This window comes from Bdellovibrio sp. SKB1291214 (genome assembly GCF_002209355.2).
GTDB lineage: Bacteria > Bdellovibrionota > Bdellovibrionia > Bdellovibrionales > Bdellovibrionaceae > Bdellovibrio.
In genome coordinates this window covers 336,682-353,039 of the sequence record NZ_CP106855.1, presented here as the reverse complement: position 1 = coordinate 353,039, position 16,358 = coordinate 336,682, and the positions used below count along the sequence as shown (strand labels likewise).

The following is a 16,358-nucleotide window of genomic DNA, read 5'->3' as shown; positions in this document are numbered from 1 at the left end:
CGACATAAAGCTCAGCATAGCTAGGGGTGCTGTCACTGGGGTGGCGGCTGAGATATACCCTTTGAACCTGACGAGATAATGCTCGCGAAGGAAACGCAATGAAAACAGTCCACTGTTCGCACTCTGGCATTGCTGGAGTCGTCTTATTTTTAGTCCTTACGGGCTCGATCGCTGGTGCACAAACACCAGATTCAACAACATCTTTAGAGGCAATTCAGGTTCAGGCAGAATCCGACTCGAATGCATCGGTCCTGGGATTCGAAAGTTTTGCGCTGGAGGACGTTCCCGTTTCATCCAGTTCTTACGACCATAAGACCTTGGAGAAAAATCAGATTTTACGTCTGGCAGATTTAACGACACTCGACTCTTCTCTGACGGATAGTTACAATGCCACGGGCTACTGGGATATGATTTCCATTCGTGGTTATACTTTAGATAATCGAAATAGTTTTCGCCGGGAAGGCCTTCCGATCAATGCAGAAACTTCGATACCCCTTGAAAATAAAGACAGTATTCAGGTCTTAAAGGGCCTATCAGGAATTCAATCCGGGGTGAGTGCTCCAGGGGGCGTGGTTCATTATCTGGTGAAAAGACCCACAGGAAAATCGTTATTAAACACCCGCATGGACATCAATGACTCTGGGGGAGCTAGGGTCACAGCTGATGCTGGAGGAACTTTTAATGAAAATGATCATGTCAGTTATCGCGTGAATGCAGGTTACGAATATCTTTCACCTCATCTGCAAGATGCTTTCGGACATCGCTCGATGATCGCAGCAGCTTTCGATGTGCGTCTCGAAACTCAGGGGCTTTTGCAGTGGGAAATTGAGCTTTCAAAACGCTCTCAACCCAGTCAACCGGGAATGAGTTTGTTAGGATCGAAGTTACCTGAAGTGCAAAATCCAAATCTGAATTTGAACAATCAAACTTGGTCGCAGCCGGTGAATTTTACGGCGGCAACGACGACTTTGCGTTACAGCCAGCCCCTCAGTGAAAAACTCAACAGCTCCTTCACACTGGGCCTGCAGTCCTTGGAGAATAATGATCATTTGGCTTATCCATTTGGGTGTACCAAGGATGGGAATTACGATCGTTATTGTTCAGATGGCACATTTGATTTTTATGATTATCGCAGTGAAAACGAAAAGCGTGATACTGTGGCGGCACGAGCTTCTTTGGATGGGCAGTTTCAAACTGGATTCGTGAATCATAGTTGGAACGTGGGTGTTATGGGCTGGAAAAGCCGCGAACGCTATCAAAAGCAAGCTTATAACTATGTGGGAGAGGGTAAGATCGACGGCACGGCCACTGTTCCAAGCAATACCACCTTAAATGATGAGAGCACAGATCGTGATGCCGACAATCTGCAGATATTTACCTCCGATGCGATAAAGTGGTACCAAGCAACAGCGTGGTTTGGTCTTAGTTGGAATGGCATCGGCCGCAGCAGTGTGCGCACAGATGGGAGTCGTGCAACAGAATATTATCAAAGTTTCGTGCTCCCGTGGGCGGCCTTGTCTTATCAGTTTGAAAGTTGGATGGCTTATGTCAGCTATGCTGAAGGCGCGGAATCATTTGTCACTCCGAATCGGAATACATACAGCAATCCCGGCCAGTTTTTATCGGACGTCAAATCAGATCAATATGAAGTGGGTTTCCGTGGTGGACGGGGAACCGCTTGGAGTTTAGCACTGTTTGAGATTCGTCGTCCCGTGGTGACGGATCAAGCACCGCTCTACAGCGTGGATGGTAGCGATATCCATCGTGGTGTAGAGGCAGAACTGAGTCACACCATTCAACGTTGGAACTGGAATATAGCGGGGATGCTTCTTGAAACACGCCGCGAAGGCAGTATGCAAACTCCAGGTCTCAATGGCAAAAGAGCCATAAATATTCCAAACAGCACTTTGCGTATCGGTGCAGAATATTTAACTCCATGGGCGAGTGCACTTTCTCTGAAGGCTCGCGCAAGCTATGAGGGGGAGCGGGCCGTGCTGGCAGACAATTCGATGATCATTCCAGGTTGGGTTTGTTGGGATGCGGGTGCTGGTTATAAAACGAAATGGAATTCGATTCCACTTAAGACAGAGCTTTTAGTCGAGAATGTCTTAGATAAAAAATATTGGAGAGAATCTCCAACTCAGTACGGTCATGTCTATCTGTATCCGGGCGCTGACAGAACATTTCTTTTAAGTCTTCAAGCGGAGATATAATAAAAAAAGGACGGGTATCTCCCGTCCTTTTCTGGTTGATTAGTCTTCGGCACTCGCCATGCGGTCATCACGGTCCTTCGTTTCTTCAACCGGAGTGACTAAACTAAATGCTGGATCAAAATGATCAAGCATTCCCGCGATTTCTCCCAAGCCTTTAAAACTTCCTGCATTTTTTCCAGTTCCCAAAATCTCGCCAATTTCGCGGGATTTGAGGGAATAAGTGGCATCTAGCTTTTCTCCCTGAGTGGGCTTTTGAAGGCTAAGAACGGAGTTGTTTAAAACCAAAGTATATTTTTCTTTCGTGTCTGTTGTGTTGAGCCCAATACGCTTCGTTATCCCATTCGCTTTTGCAGGATCTAATCGCAGACCCGTGTATTCAATCAACAACGCCAGTGGTAAAGTAACGGGATCAACCAGGGGAACTCCTGATTTTTTAGTCTGACCGCGAAGTTCTGCAGCACCGCTCAAATAGACATCGCGCCAAGGACCGCTCTCACTTTGGAATCCCATCTGTTCTAGGGCTGCCGCTTGGAGTGATTTTGCTTTGGTATTATTTGGATCAGCGTAAACCACATGATTTACCAGTTCTGCCGTCCAACGATAATCGCCTCGGTCAAATGCTTCTTGCCCAAGTTTTATAACCTTGTTTGCTCCGCCCATGGCATCAACATATCTCTGCGCAGTCACGGTGCGCGGATGTTTATGAAGAGTCGCTGGATTTCCGTCATAAAATCCGAGATAGAGTTGTTGCTCTGATATTGTGGCTTAAAGTTCCATAGTAGCCGCGATTATAAAATTCTTTGGCCAATGAATCTGGTAGCTGGATTTTTTCAGCAATCTCTTCAGCATTGTAACCTTTGTTTGCCAAACGGAGGGTTTGATCTTGATGAATTTATACATATCACGTTGCTTAGTGATGTGCTCTTTCACTTTCGCATTTCCCCAACGTGGCCAGTGATGGGAAGCAAAAGACACGTCAGCTCTATCTCCAAACATATCAAGGGTTGTACTTAAAGCGGTGGCCCAAACAAGGGGACTGCGAACTTTTGCGCCCCGTAATGTATAAAGATTGTGCATGGTTGAAGTGGCATCTTCTGATAAACAGAGGGCTTTTAATTGAGGGAAATAGAACATCATTTCAGACGGCGCTTCCGTGCCGGGTGCCATTTGAAAAACCATTTCCACACCATCAATGGTCATTTTTTCTCCCGTTTTTCTAATCAGCTTATTGGGAGGGATCAATCCAATAGTTCCATTAGAGCCGATGGGGCCTAAACCCGTGCCAAGGTTTCCAGTGGGTCCATTTTTTAAGCCGTAGCCATACATATATTGAGCGCGGCGGCTCATCGCATTTCCGGCGAAAAGATTTTCACTCACGGCCTCTTCCATAAACCCTTCGGGGGCGAGGATTTGGATTTTTTCGCTTCTGCCTCTGTGATGACACCGGCGGCTCCTCCGAAGTGATCACCGTGGCTGTGTGTGTAAATCAAGGCTTTGACGGGACGTTTTCCTAATTTTTCATTAGCGAGCTTAAGGCCTGCCGCCGCCACTTCCGTACTGATGAGTGGATCAATCGATTAAGGTCATGTTCGAGATATCAAAGCCGCGGATCTGATAGATTTTATCAGTGACTTTAAAAAGTCCGTGAATGCCAGTTAATTGCGATTGTCTCCAAAGGCTTGGATTCGCCGTGTCTGGTGGATTTTTATCTTTAGTAAAATCAGCAGCACTCAGATCATAGACTATTTTGCCGTTAGAGCTTTTAACGATGGGATTATCTAGCGTCGCGATGAAACCTTTGTTTGCAAACTCAAAATCTTCCCGATTATTGAAGTCGAGCATTTGGATATAACGTTGATTCACTTTTCTGGTGGTTTCCGTTGCTTTGCCTTCAGATAATTCTGCCGCCGAGGCAAAAGGCATGGTCAAAGCCAATACAGTGGCGCTGAGAGCAGAAGCGCTCAAAAATTTTGTCATGATTTCCTCCTAGAAATTTAATTCTACGCAGGCACGTAGAACAGAGCCATTCTGCTATGGACATTGTGCGAAAAATCACCCATAATGTTCGATGCCCATTCGATGGGCCTAATTGACAAAGGACAATGCGTGTTTCTTGCTCCACTGAGTCTTCAAAATGTTGCTCAACTTCGTCATCCTAGCGAACGCGTTCCTGTTGGGGAGCAGCGTGAGTTCGCCGAAGGTTTGGAACTGATCGCCGACGGAGCCTTTGAAGGTTATGAAATGCAATCCACCGTAAGTGGTGCGATGCAGTTGAAAGTTTTTCTGGATGATCGTAAGGAAGACGTAAAGTGTTCAGTTAAGATTCTTCAAGACGAAACTTCAGGAGTTCTTGATTTCCGCTGTGATAATTGCGGGACTCGCGGTGACACTAAGATCACATGCGCGCACCAATTCGCCTCCTACGTTGTTCTTTGGCAGGCGCTGACCTTGGAAGAGGACACACCTGCGGACCCGCGCATTGAAAAATTATCTGAAGAGCTGCGCGGGCCTCGAAACCGCAATCGTCAAAACCTGGGCGTAGAGGGTGACACTGCGGGATTTTTGCAATCAGTGACTTTGTATATAGAAGAAGCTCCGGTCCTGCGAGGTGAAACGTTAACTTCACTGCTTTCGGAAACACCTCAGCCATATCGCTTGTTGGAAGTTTCTAAAGAACAAGAAAGCCTCGCTCCCTCACTTTGGAACTTGCCAGATGTTTTTCGCCGGAAACTCACAGCTTATTCTGAGAACTATTTCAATGAAGTGAATGAACAAAACCGTATCGCGGGAATGGTTCGTTATAACTTCAGTAATGGCGTGCAGGTGAGTGCCAAAGATATTTTGCGCCATCCCCTTTATAAAAGCGTCCCTAAAGATCTTTTGCCTCAGCCAAGAAAGCCGGAATCGGCGTTCAATCGGTGGCCTTTGACTTTACAACGCGATAATTTATTCATCAGCCAGGGCTTGCGCGAAGTCGAAGAAATCATGCAAGTGGTTTTGTCTAATATCGCAACAAAAGTAAACCAAGGCCAACTGGAAGCATACATCCAGGGTAAGAACTCGCTAAAAACTTTGCCAATTCGGTTGATTGATTTCGATATGACTCGCGAGTTCGAATGGCGCGTGGATTTTACTGAAAAAGCTGATTTGATTTCTCAGTTTGCGTTAACCAGTCCGGAACGCAAAAAACCTTTCGCATTTTATGAGTCCTTTGCTTTTGAAGCGGAGGAGGGAGTCCTGGCTGTACATCCGTGGTATCGCGAATGGAGCCAGTTCGTTCAAGTTCTGACGGATGTTTCTAGTGATGCCTTGGCATTTTCTTTGTCAGCGACAGAGTACCCGCGTATTGAAATTGAAGGAGAACTTGAAGCCAAACGCATGGTGAAACATCTGCGTTCGCGTTCAATTCCTGTTCACATTACAGGCGAAACGAAAGTTTTAGAAGCTTCACAAAGTGTGATGGGTATTTACTTAACGGAGACAGGCAGCTTTCATTTACAACATGAAGCCCGTGTTATGGGTCAAAAGGACTTGGCACGTTCGGGTTGGACAGCTCGTGCCTCCTTGTACTTGCATGTACTTTCAGAAGGCCTGCCTTATTTCTTGGGAACAGACGCCAAAGAAGTCGCGACTCGGGCTCGTGGTAAACGGGACTGGGACTTAAAACTTCTGCGCCACTTGGGTGTGTTGCAGTACCTGACTTTGGAAACTTTGAATTGGTATTTCGCTGGAGAATTGACTGATGGTCGAATAGTTGAGGAAGACGAAATCTTTAAACTTCTTCAAGATAATATTCAATCCATCCTGGTCAGCGGAACGGGTGTGGTACTGGCTCGGGATATGACTTTGCAGGAGCTTTGCTCGCGCAATGTCCTGGTCTATTTCGATGACTATGTTTCTAAGACTGTTCAGGCCTTAAAGACCAGTGAATCTTTCTATTCTGAATCCGGTGAAGTGATCCTTGAGGGCGCTGTTGAACGAGAATTCCGTTTGATCTATGAGATGTTAAAGCGTCTTGTTGCGACGACAAACGGTGATGCATTCCGAAAGTCGCGCACCTCTTTTTTGTCTAAGGTGTGGAACGGTGATCCTGAAAAAGATCCAACATTGCGCACGGGCCTATTCCATTTTCCCAATGTACGTAAAGAGTCTTCACACACTCATGACACTATTGAGTCCTTGCAGGCTTTATTACCTCATGGCTTTAAAATTTATTATAAAGGACAAGCGCTGCAGGAATTGAACGAGGACGACTTCCAGGTCGATTTCTTGTTAACCAGCGATGCGGCTGAAAAATATTTTAATTGGTTCGAATTAAATCCTAGGTTCTTCCTTAAAGGACAAGAGATCGACGCTAATGCCATGTCGGGGTTCGGTGGCGGTGGTGTTGTCGAATACGATGGCAAACTGTATCTCGTTCCAAAAAAACAAATGCCAAGCCTGCGCCGTTTGGAAAACTTCTGGAAAAAGCTGCAAGGGCACAAATCCGACGCGAAAGTTAAGGGCGGAATTGGAGAGAGAGTTTACAAACTGCCTCGCCATCAGATCTTGGAGCTTTTGGCATTGCGTGCATCTGGCGTAGGTATCCGCGGAGATCACGAGTGGAAAAAGATCTGTGACTTTTATGATAGCCTGGGACAAGGTCCACGTCCTGTCACCATTCCTAAAACCGTAAAAGCTGAATTAAAGCCTTACCAAGAGTACGGTGTGCAGTGGTTGCAGGATCTTTACAATCTTCGCCTGGGCGCCTTATTGGCGGACGATATGGGTCTTGGTAAGACCTTGCAGACGTTGACGTTCCTTGAGGACCTGCGTGTAAAAGAAGAACTGGGACAAGTTCTCATCGTTGTTCCATCCTCTTTGATCTTTAATTGGCAAAGTGAAGTCCAAAAATTCACGCCCGACATTCCGTTGGAAGTCTTCACCAATAAAGACCGCGATCGCCTGGGTAAAAAACTTTATACCAAGCAAGACTGCGTCTTAATCACGACATACGGTCTTTTGATGGAGCATGAGGATTTCTTATCCCAAGTTCATTGGAAAACTTTGATTTTCGATGAAGCACAGAATCTGAAAAATATCACCACAAAGCGAACGAGTGCTGCACGTTCTTTGAATGCCCAGTTTAAAATCTGTCTGACGGGTACGCCGATGGAAAATCATTATGGTGAATTCTATTCATTGGTGGATATCTTAGTTCCAGGCAGTTTGGGTAAGATCGAGGATTTCCGTCGTCAGTTTGTAAATACGGAAATGGTGACCCGAGAAGAGATGGATGATCTAAAACTTAAGATCAAACCCCTGTTGTTACGTCGAACCAAAAAAGAGATCTTGGATCAATTGCCTGAAAAACAAGAGACCAAGATGAGCATTGCGTTCGAAGACAAGCAGATGGAGATCTATCGTGATATCGCATTGTCTTATAACCAAAAAGTTCAAGAGGCGATGACCACGAATGGTGAGGCGAGCGTTCAGTTGCAAATGTTAACGGCCTTGCTTCGCTTGCGTCAGGCTTGTTCTGATCCAGCGGGTTTGCCTAACGTTCGATATGAAAAGGTTCCACCAAAGCTGGAAACTCTTTTAGAGTCCATCAGCGAGATCGTGGAATCTGGTGAAAGTGCCTTAGTGTTTACCCAGTTCTTGCAGACATTAGAACGTACCGCTGCCCTGTTGCATGAGGCGGGTGTTCCTGTCTTTGTTTTGCATGGTGGAATTCCAACGGCTCAACGTCAAAAGATCTTGGCCGAGTTCAACGCCACGAATGGTGGGGCAGTGCTGGTGATGACGTTAAAAACGGGTGGCGTGGGCCTGAATTTGACCAAGGCAAGCTATGTGTTCCACTTAGAGCCATGGTGGAATCCCTCGGTAGAAAATCAAGCGACGGACCGTGCCCATCGTTTGGGACAAAGCAAAGCGGTACAAGTGTTCCGCTATATCATGCATGAATCCTTAGAAGAAAAAATTGAAGTTTTAAAGAACCGCAAAGGCGTTAAATTCCAAAACCTATTTGGAAATGCCGAATCAACTGCGGATATTGGTGGCAACGCAAGTGGCGCCTTGTCCAAAGAAGACTTTGATATCTTGTTAGGTCTTAAATAAAAGGTATTGCGCACGTCGCCTCTAGCATTTTTAAAAGGCGGCGTGCGAACATCGAGGTTCTATTTTACGATTTTAACTTGGAATTTTTGCGCTTTGATCTTGCCATTACGAAGGCTGTTCAAAGCGTGGTTCGCATGCTCTGTTTTAATCGCCACATACGTGTAAGTGTCGTACATCTCTATTTTACCAATATCGGCAGCTTTAAGGCCCCCCGATGCGCCGGTTAAGGCCCCCAGAATGTCTCCCGGACGAATCTTATTTTTACGTCCCCCAGAGATCATCAAAGTCTGCATAGGAGCTTGTTTCCATTCCCAGTTTAAACCAAATTGGTTTTTAAATCCTAACGTTGGCTTTTGAAATTTACGGCCTGTGATATTTTCAATCTCGATCAGCTTCAAGGTGTCGCGGGCCGACAGTAAAGTCACGGCCACCCCAGATTTCCCAGCACGTCCGGTACGGCCCACTCGGTGCACATAAGTCTCTGGCTGCAAAGGAAAATCATAATTTACTACAAGTTCAAGATTTTCGATATCCAAACCCCGAGCCGCTACATCTGTTGCCACTAAAATTTTAGCACTGCCATTTTTAAACAATGCCATCACACGCTCTCGATCTTTTTGTTCAAGATCTCCATGCAGGCAGGTTGCACTGGCTTTCAGGTCGGCAAACTTGCTCATCACATCATTGACCGCATTTTTTGTGTTACAGAATACGATGCAAGATTCTGCTTGGTGCTGTTGTAAAACCCGCATTAAGTTATTGGCTTTGTCTTTTTCCTCAGAGTCATAAGTGATCTCTTCGATTTGCAGGGCTTCAGCGCCCTCTTCGATGGAAACCTTTTGCGGATTTTTTTGGTACCGTTTGCTAAGATCCAAAACGGCGTCTGTGAATGTGGCAGAAAATAAAACCGTCTGGCGGTTGACGGGCAGTTCCTTCATCAAGTTTTTGATTTCTACGATAAAGCCCATATCAAACATCTTATCGGCTTCATCCAAAACCACGGTCTTGACATCGTCCAGAAACAAACGGTCCTTCGTTGCAAGATCTAAGATACGGCCCGGTGTTCCCACTGCAATTTGAACACCTTTTTCAAGCTCTAGCTGTTGCTCGCGACCTGTCTGACCTCCACCAGTTAAGGCGATGGTTTGCAGCCCTGCAAGACCGCGCCCGAGCTTTCGAACTTCCGTTAAAACTTGAATCGCTAATTCCCGAGTGGGGCAAATGATGAGGGCTTGCAAAGTTTTTTGATTAATTTCTAGTTGATTGAGAATGGGCAGCAAGAAGGCCGCCGTTTTTCCACTGCCAGTCTTAGATTGACCGATGACGTCCTTGCCATTCAGAAGCACGGGAATACTTTTTTCTTGAATAGGTGTCATGGTGCTGAAACCCAGCTCTTGGACAACGGTCAAAAGCTCAGGTTTTAGGTTCAATGCAGTGAATGGATTTGATGTACTCAATTTAAAGCTCCCGGATGGGAGTTAATATAGCAGATCAATACTCAAATTTCTAGTTTTGAAGGCTTCCCAAGGGTTGCAGCCAAGGGCTCGTAATCTTTGACTAATTGATGGCCCCCTGGCTGGGATTCCGTCGCCTAGCTCGTGGCAGATCTTGCAGTCATTGCTTGCCTCGGGTGCGTTTGTGCTCGCGCTAGTAAAAATCCCTTATATCTGCTAAAGTGCCTGCACTATGACAACTCTGAAGGTATTCCTTTCCGACAGCTTTCAACCGCACTTAAATCTTGCAACAGAAGAGTGGATTTTCCATAACTTGGATCCTTCCAGCCAAATTCTTTTCTTGTGGAGAAATGAAGAGACGGTTGTTATCGGTCGAAATCAAAACCCTTGGTCTGAATGCAATCTTGCTCAAATGAAAAACGACAATGTCCATTTAGCGCGTCGTACGACGGGTGGGGGCGCGGTTTTTCACGACCTGGGAAATACTAACTTCACCTTTTTATCTCCACGCGATGGTTATCGTCGCGAAAACAATGTGCAGATTATTTTTGATGCGCTTAAAGAGTTTGGAATTGAAGGTGAAGCTTCAGGCCGTAATGATTTGATGGTTCCATTCCACGATGGTCCCCGCAAATTCAGCGGCAGTGCATATCGCGAAAAGAAAGACCGTGCATTTCACCACGGAACTTTACTTTTGCACGCGGACCTGACTCGCTTGGGAAATTACCTAACACCGAATCCAAAAAAACTTCAGGCAAAGGGTAAGGAATCAGTCCGGGCCAGAGTGACGAATTTAAATGAGATTTCTAAAGACATTAATCACGCTAAAGTGTCGGAAGCTATGATTCGTTCTTTTGAAAAGTTCTATGGAGCAAAAGCTGAAATCGTGATGTTAAGTCTAGAGAGTCTGCCAAAGATTCCAGAACTGAAAGAGCAATACGATATTTTGTCATCCTGGGAATGGCTGTATGGTTCCACTCTGGAGTTCACGCACAAGATGGACGAGTACATGACCCTAGGGTTCTTTGATTTTCATTTTGTGGTCAACGACGGTGTTATCAGTGATTTGAAAATCTATACGGATTGCCTGTACCCAGCTTTGATCGAAAGCGTACAGCAGGCATTCATCGGCAAACACTATAATGGGGACAGTGTTAAGCAGGTCTTCGCCGATGTCACTCCAAAGTTCCCAGAACTAGAGCCACAGATTAATGAATTGGAATCGTGGCTAATTAAGAATATTGAAATTTAAGGAATTAAAGTGGCTCAAGTAGAAATTGGTCGAATTAATAAAGTAAAAGTCGTGAAACAAGCCGAATTCGGTTTGTTTTTGGACGGCGGTGATGATGGCGAGATTCTTTTGCCTCGTCGCTATGTGAAAGACGACATGAAGGTCGATGATGAAATCGCGGTGTTTGTTCACTTCGATTCTGAAGATCGCCTGATCGCGACGACAGAAACCCCGAAGGCTATGGTCGGTGAATTTGCTCATTTGATGGTGAAGTCGGTTGAGAATGTCGGAGCTTTCTTGGATTGGGGCTTGGGGAAGGACTTATTCCTACCTTTCGCAGAAATGACTCGTGATCTGCGCATGGGCCAGTCTGTCGTGGTGTTTTTGTATTTGGATAAGTCAGATCGAATCGCTTCGTCGATGCGTTTGGATCGTCACATCTCGAAAGATCCAGCAGATTATAAAGAAGGTCAGCAAGTGGACCTGTTCATCGCAGCGCAGACGGACTTGGGCTTTAAAGCCATTATCAATGGCAAACACTGGGGTATGATTTATGCGAACGAAATCTTTGATCGTATCGTTCACGGTCAAAAGCTAAAAGGTTATATAAAAAAAGTTCGCGACGACGGGAAAATTGATCTAGCTTTGCAAAAGACGGGGCATCAAAGTTCTGAAGACATCGGCCCACTGATTTTGCAAAAGCTCCGCGAAGAGGGTGGCTTTTTGCCGATCAATGATAAAACTGCCGCCGAACTAATTTATGACATGTTCGGCGTCAGCAAAAAGAAATATAAAATGGCCTTAGGTGATCTTTATAAAAAACGTTTGATCACAGTCCAAGACGACGGGATTTACCTTAACAAGTAGTCCTGTTCTAATCCGCTTTCGCCAGCGAGGGTTGCTTAACCAGAGCTGGCGGATAGTATCTCCCATCTTGAAGCTCTTTTGTTGGACCATAAAACCTAAAAGTTAAGTTATAGTTTGCACCCGCGGGCGTAGGCATCCAATTTTCCTGAGGGACTCCTTCAGGCAGCTTACTGGAAAAATACAACGTGACTGAGCCATCAGAGTTCGGTTTCACGCCGGTTTGATTATTAATAATAAACTTGTTTGCTGGGTTGGGAATGACTTTAAAGTCTTTGGTATCTACCGCAACAATGCTCCAGAAATACTTAGTTAGCTCCGAAGGAAGCCGATTCTTGGGAAAAGTTACGGTGTAGGTGGTACTTCCATTCAGCAACTCTCCACGAGCGTCCTTCATCGCAGTAAAGTAAACATGTGACAATTTACATATTTAGGAAATGGATTCGAAAGTGCCTTTTTCGCGGTTCTTACGAACATTTGGAACATTGAAAACTTGGTTATGAAATGAAATATAGAATCCGACAGAAAGAAGTTTGGCAGCCAGCATAGCTTCCGTCACGTTTTGTGTGGCGTCACTATCATCGAAACCCATGGGTATCATAGCGCCTGTGAATACGACTGGGACTTTAGGTGTGCCCAATTCTTTAAAGCAGTACTCGGCCGTTACGTGCATCGTATCTGTGCCATGAAGAACCACAATCGGGCAGCCACGTTGCATTTGATCTTTGACGGTCGCGCAGATCAACGCACGATCTTCATCTGTCATGTAAAGAGAGTCTTTACTAAGCAGCGGATAAACTGAAATGTTAGTGTAAGGTAAACGCAACTTAGAAAGGATGCGGTTTTTGATGCTGGTGCCACGATTCTCTAATGAGCCATCAAACTCGTTATAAGTTTTTTCAATCGTGCCACCAGTCGTAATGATGATGACGTCTTTTGCAGCAGTTCCCATATATGCCGGAGATCCTATGCTAAGATCTCCGAACTAGCTACTAATTTTCGCTGACTTGCGGACCGCAAGCTTGGTCCAAGGACATGTTGTCTTTTTTAGGATTAAAGATTCGGCCCAATTTCCCTGTCAAACCGCCTGTCCCTTTTTTATAAACCTGACATTTTTGGATCAAACCGAAGTGATCTGAAATCATCATGCGGTGCAAACCAACACGCATGTTATCAAGATTTGCCTGGGCTTTTACGCGGTTCGTATAAGCAGCCGTCAAGTTGTTACCAGCATTCAGTACGTGCAACAGGTCCGTCAGGCCCATTTGGAATTTGCTCAACTCGTCTTCGTAAAGAGCTTCCAAATTGCTTTCAGCTTGTCTTGCAAGGTTCAATTGCATTTGGCTTTCGCGCAAAGTGCCAACAGTCGTCTCAACCATTTTTGCCTGGTCTTGATCGATTTGTTTCTTTTGAAGGCGAATGGCATCAAGTTCGCGGTTTCCGATTTTTAGAATAAGGAAGTTACCAAAGTTGAAAGACGCAGAGCCTGCACCCTCAGCGTCAGCAAATGCACCCGTAGGACCACGAGAGGCACCCCAGGTCGCGCCTGTTAAGAAGGACCAGAAGGCACTCCATTTTGCGGCTTCTGCCGCTTTCAACATAGAAGACAACTGACGAAGTTCCGGAGAGCGCGCCAATGATTGATCCACAGTCGTTTGAAGCGGTTGAGATTCTGCTTGAGAAGAACCAATGTGGAAGGCCTCAATTTTAATATCTGTTGAAAGAGGCAACGCCAACATGTCGCGGATCGCCGCTTTTTCAGTCAGGATCAAAACATCCATTTGGGAAACTTGGATTTTAGACAACTGAGTTTGGGCTTGAACTTGAAGAAGTTCAGATTTTTCTCTCATCCCGGCATCAACGGCCATTTTGATCATGTCTTCGATTTTCTTGTAGTTCTCGTATTGGAACTGAAGAATCTGACGAAGCTCCATGTCTCCTTGAATAGTGGAGTACAAGGAGTATGCAGAAGAATAAGTATTCAACTGAGCGATATAGTAAGATTCACCTTGAGCATTTAATAGATGTTGGTTCTCGCGCAGATCCAGCCATTTGCTAGGAAGCAAAAATGGCAAAAGCATCGTCACAGAGGCCAAAGAGAAACTCATGCTGTTATCAATTGCCGCACCCAAGTTGATACCTGGAAGCAAGTTTCTGCGAGCACGGTCTACTTGGTCTTTAGCTTTGTAGACGTTGTTTAATTGAACAGCTAGCTCGATGTTGTTTTCAAGCAGGCGAGTTCTTAAAGTTTTTGGGTTGATAGTGATGGATTTTGGTGCCGGTGCAGCGACTGCCGTTGCAGACATGATTGTTGCGATAGCTAGAGCTGCCAAATTTCTCATTTTGAACTGAAACATTTTAGTTCCCCTTCGAATGCGGAAAAATTATTTGGTACCTAATTAGAAGTCAAATCTTCTCTGAAAATAAGAATTAAACGCTCCTAAACATCATCAGTCATTCACGTTTACGTCCTCCTTTGAGAACACATTGGTGTAATGCTTTTCAAGTAATTAGGAGCTGCTAAACTAGCGAATGAAAGGCAATCGATTTCGAGGAGCAGTACGTTGGAAGATCAGAAGTCGTTTAATTACAGTATAAGTCATAAACACAAAATGTTAGTGGTGTCCTTCGCCGGAGAAGAAATGAGCCCCGTAGTAGTGCCTGCCTTAGAGGCCTGCCGGGAAGAAATTCTTTCTAAAGGAGAGGTGAGCCAAGTCGTGTTTTATTTTCAAAACATCGACCGCATTTCTAATGAAGCATTGGCAAGTTTTGCCCAACTTCAAAGGGATATTCGCGCCAAGCCCGCGGACTTAAGGCTTTGCTCGCTCAAAGATCCCCTGAAGGAAAAGCTAGTCCGAATGGGAGTGATTCGAGGACTTGAAGTAGCAGATGATTTAAAAACTGCTCTCTTGTCTTTTCCAAGGGTCGCCTGATACAGTCGGCCTATGACGACAAACTACAGCTTTAAAAAACATCAGCCAGCCACCATGCGTTGGTGGCACTGGTTGAACGCCTTAGCCATTCTTGCACTGCTTGGGACTGTCTTGTTGCGCAAAACTTTTCTAAGTTGGCGCACAAATGCGGCCTACATTCAATCAAAGGTCGAAGAGGGCGCCGGTTCCATCACTCCGGAAGTGGCGCAAAATATCGCCAAAGGTCTTCGCGACGTTATGTGGCAGTGGCACTATTGGATCGGTTTTGCCTTAGGAGCACTTCTGGTGGCCCGCATTCTGATTGGCATTTTTGTGGTGAAGAAGTGCCCAGCCACCCACGCCGTGCAAAGTGCAATGGGTATTTCCAAAGCACCTCGAGAAACACGCATCACGGCGGTTCACTACACATTGGTGAAATCTGGTTATGCGTTGTTTTATTTGATCACTCTGTACATGGTGCTTTCAGGTATTGCTTTATATTTTAAGAAAGAAATGGGTCTTTCCAAAGACATCACATCGCTTCTTAAAGAGGTTCATGAATTCCTGATGTGGTTCTTTGTGATCTTCGTAGCCGGTCACATCGCCGGCGTTTTCATCGCCGAAAACCGCGGCGACAAGGGCCTCACATCCGACATGATCAGCGGCGGGGAGTAACTGGCCACAGTTCTGTTTCCAAAACAAAAAGGCTGTCTCCAGGACAGCCTTTTTAATTTCCGTACTATTTGCAGTACTTGTAGTTCTTAATCGCCAGCTTTACGAAGTCAGCACCATTCCCCACGGCGACCGCTCCGTTGTCTGATTTAACGCGAAAACGTTTTGCGGCATTCAATTGAAGGACTTCCCAGTAAGTAGCACCTTCTTTTCTATTGGGAAATAATTTGTTACTTCTCTTTAAGTAGCCTTCTAGCATCGACAGAACGCAGGGGACCAGGCGTTCCTCACCTGCGACTGCATCGAATTTCTTACATAGGTAGCCGTAATTGCGTTCTTTACCATAGTGAAGCTGAAAAGGCCCCGCTAGTTTGCCGTTGGGACCACTGTCTCTGGGTTTAAGCTCTCTACATGTGCTTTCATAGAATGCCATAATTCCAAGAATCGTCGTCCAAACTTCTTCTTTCTCCTTCTGTGATAACACGGGGTATTTAGGGCAAACGCTAATGAGGTCAGGCGTTCCGCTTAAAAGAGTCTTAAATGTGTTTTCTTTGAATGCAATTTCGACGGCTTTATAATATCGACCTTCAGAATCTTCATCGACGACTGATTTACAAACCTTTTCTGCGCCAACTACTTTCATTGCTCTGAAAACGTCAACAGCAGCCGTATCTTCGGCCTTTAGTATTCTGGCTCTTTCGTAAGCCTCGTCTTCAAAAGCACTTGTTTTAAATGACGAGCCCGTATCGGCGTTCGCCATAGCCAGGTGGGCGGAAGTTATTAGAACGGCGGCTAAAATAAATGATCTCGCATTTATGCATTTCATGTCTGCCTAGGTTGCAGATTGGGTGCCAGCATTTTTGGAGTCATTCTGGATCCTAGCGGAGTTGGTGGTGTCTAAGTTTGAGACACC

Annotated in this window: 15 protein-coding genes, 1 pseudogene and 1 riboswitch; of the genes and pseudogenes, 6 read left to right on the top strand and 10 right to left on the bottom strand. The window is 45.5% G+C overall.

The window, feature by feature from the left end:
- Positions 1 to 12: 12 nt before the first annotated feature.
- A riboswitch (TPP riboswitch) is annotated at positions 13 to 111 on the top strand.
- A complete protein-coding gene (locus tag B9G69_RS01730; RefSeq protein WP_088614207.1) occupies positions 99 to 2,213 on the top strand; it encodes a TonB-dependent siderophore receptor in 2,115 nt (704 codons plus the stop codon). (Overlaps the previous riboswitch by 13 nt.)
- Before the next feature lie 39 nt (positions 2,214 to 2,252).
- Here the strand turns inward: B9G69_RS01730 and B9G69_RS01725 are convergent, their stop codons facing one another.
- From B9G69_RS01725 to B9G69_RS01710, 5 genes and pseudogenes are all read right to left on the bottom strand, one after another.
- Positions 2,253 to 2,723 (bottom strand): alkyl sulfatase C-terminal domain-containing protein, encoded by a 471-nt coding sequence (locus B9G69_RS01725; RefSeq protein ID WP_254917066.1) that lies wholly within the window; start codon positions 2,721 to 2,723, stop codon positions 2,253 to 2,255.
- Positions 2,715 to 3,021 (bottom strand): annotated as a pseudogene (locus B9G69_RS01720) (alkyl sulfatase dimerization domain-containing protein); the annotation flags it as partial. The gene B9G69_RS01725 and the pseudogene B9G69_RS01720, both read right to left, overlap by 9 nt.
- Positions 2,979 to 3,602: an MBL fold metallo-hydrolase gene (locus tag B9G69_RS01715; protein WP_088614209.1), complete on the bottom strand. Its 624-nt coding sequence runs from the start codon at positions 3,600 to 3,602 to the stop codon at positions 2,979 to 2,981. The gene B9G69_RS01715 and the pseudogene B9G69_RS01720, both read right to left, overlap by 43 nt.
- A complete protein-coding gene (locus B9G69_RS18140) occupies positions 3,587 to 3,763 on the bottom strand; it encodes an MBL fold metallo-hydrolase (protein WP_176400887.1) in 177 nt (58 codons plus the stop codon). Before B9G69_RS18140 ends, B9G69_RS01715 begins: the two co-directional genes overlap by 16 nt.
- A 19-nt stretch (positions 3,764 to 3,782) precedes the next feature.
- Entirely contained in the window at positions 3,783 to 4,190 is a 408-nt protein-coding gene (locus B9G69_RS01710) for a hypothetical protein (RefSeq protein WP_088614211.1), read from the bottom strand.
- Positions 4,191 to 4,274: 84 nt separating this feature from the next.
- On the opposite strand from B9G69_RS01710, the gene B9G69_RS01705 reads away from it, so the two are divergent.
- Entirely contained in the window at positions 4,275 to 8,312 is a 4,038-nt protein-coding gene (locus B9G69_RS01705; protein ID WP_088614212.1) for a DEAD/DEAH box helicase, read from the top strand.
- Positions 8,313 to 8,371: 59 nt separating this feature from the next.
- Here B9G69_RS01705 and dbpA read toward each other — a convergent pair whose 3' ends face one another.
- Entirely contained in the window at positions 8,372 to 9,769 is a 1,398-nt protein-coding gene (gene dbpA, locus B9G69_RS01700; RefSeq protein WP_088614213.1) for an ATP-dependent RNA helicase DbpA, read from the bottom strand.
- Positions 9,770 to 9,998: 229 nt separating this feature from the next.
- On the opposite strand from dbpA, the gene B9G69_RS01695 reads away from it, so the two are divergent.
- Entirely contained in the window at positions 9,999 to 11,018 is a 1,020-nt protein-coding gene (locus tag B9G69_RS01695; RefSeq protein ID WP_088614214.1) for a lipoate--protein ligase, read from the top strand.
- A gap of 9 nt (positions 11,019 to 11,027) precedes the next feature.
- A complete protein-coding gene (locus tag B9G69_RS01690) occupies positions 11,028 to 11,864 on the top strand; it encodes a S1 RNA-binding domain-containing protein (protein WP_088614215.1) in 837 nt (278 codons plus the stop codon).
- 7 nt (positions 11,865 to 11,871) lie between these two features.
- Here the strand turns inward: B9G69_RS01690 and B9G69_RS01685 are convergent, their stop codons facing one another.
- From B9G69_RS01685 to B9G69_RS01675, 3 genes are read right to left on the bottom strand one after another with little or no spacing between them, the layout of a single operon-like run.
- A complete protein-coding gene (locus tag B9G69_RS01685) occupies positions 11,872 to 12,282 on the bottom strand; it encodes a DUF1214 domain-containing protein (RefSeq protein ID WP_088614216.1) in 411 nt (136 codons plus the stop codon).
- A gap of 9 nt (positions 12,283 to 12,291) precedes the next feature.
- Positions 12,292 to 12,813, bottom strand: coding sequence for an asparaginase domain-containing protein (locus B9G69_RS01680; RefSeq protein ID WP_088614217.1), 522 nt, complete (start codon positions 12,811 to 12,813; stop codon positions 12,292 to 12,294).
- 40 nt (positions 12,814 to 12,853) lie between these two features.
- Positions 12,854 to 14,218 (bottom strand): TolC family protein, encoded by a 1,365-nt coding sequence (locus B9G69_RS01675; RefSeq protein WP_088614218.1) that lies wholly within the window; start codon positions 14,216 to 14,218, stop codon positions 12,854 to 12,856.
- A 207-nt stretch (positions 14,219 to 14,425) separates the two neighbouring features.
- On the opposite strand from B9G69_RS01675, the gene B9G69_RS01670 reads away from it, so the two are divergent.
- On the top strand, positions 14,426 to 14,794 hold the full coding sequence (locus tag B9G69_RS01670) for an STAS domain-containing protein (protein ID WP_254916725.1): 369 nt from the start codon (positions 14,426 to 14,428) through the stop codon (positions 14,792 to 14,794).
- Between the two features lie 12 nt (positions 14,795 to 14,806).
- Positions 14,807 to 15,448, top strand: coding sequence for a cytochrome b/b6 domain-containing protein (locus B9G69_RS01665; protein WP_088614219.1), 642 nt, complete (start codon positions 14,807 to 14,809; stop codon positions 15,446 to 15,448).
- Between the two features lie 64 nt (positions 15,449 to 15,512).
- Here the strand turns inward: B9G69_RS01665 and B9G69_RS01660 are convergent, their stop codons facing one another.
- Complete coding sequence (locus B9G69_RS01660; protein ID WP_217897654.1) at positions 15,513 to 16,205, bottom strand: hypothetical protein; 693 nt, start codon at positions 16,203 to 16,205, stop codon at positions 15,513 to 15,515.
- Between the last annotated feature and the right edge of the window lie 153 nt (positions 16,206 to 16,358).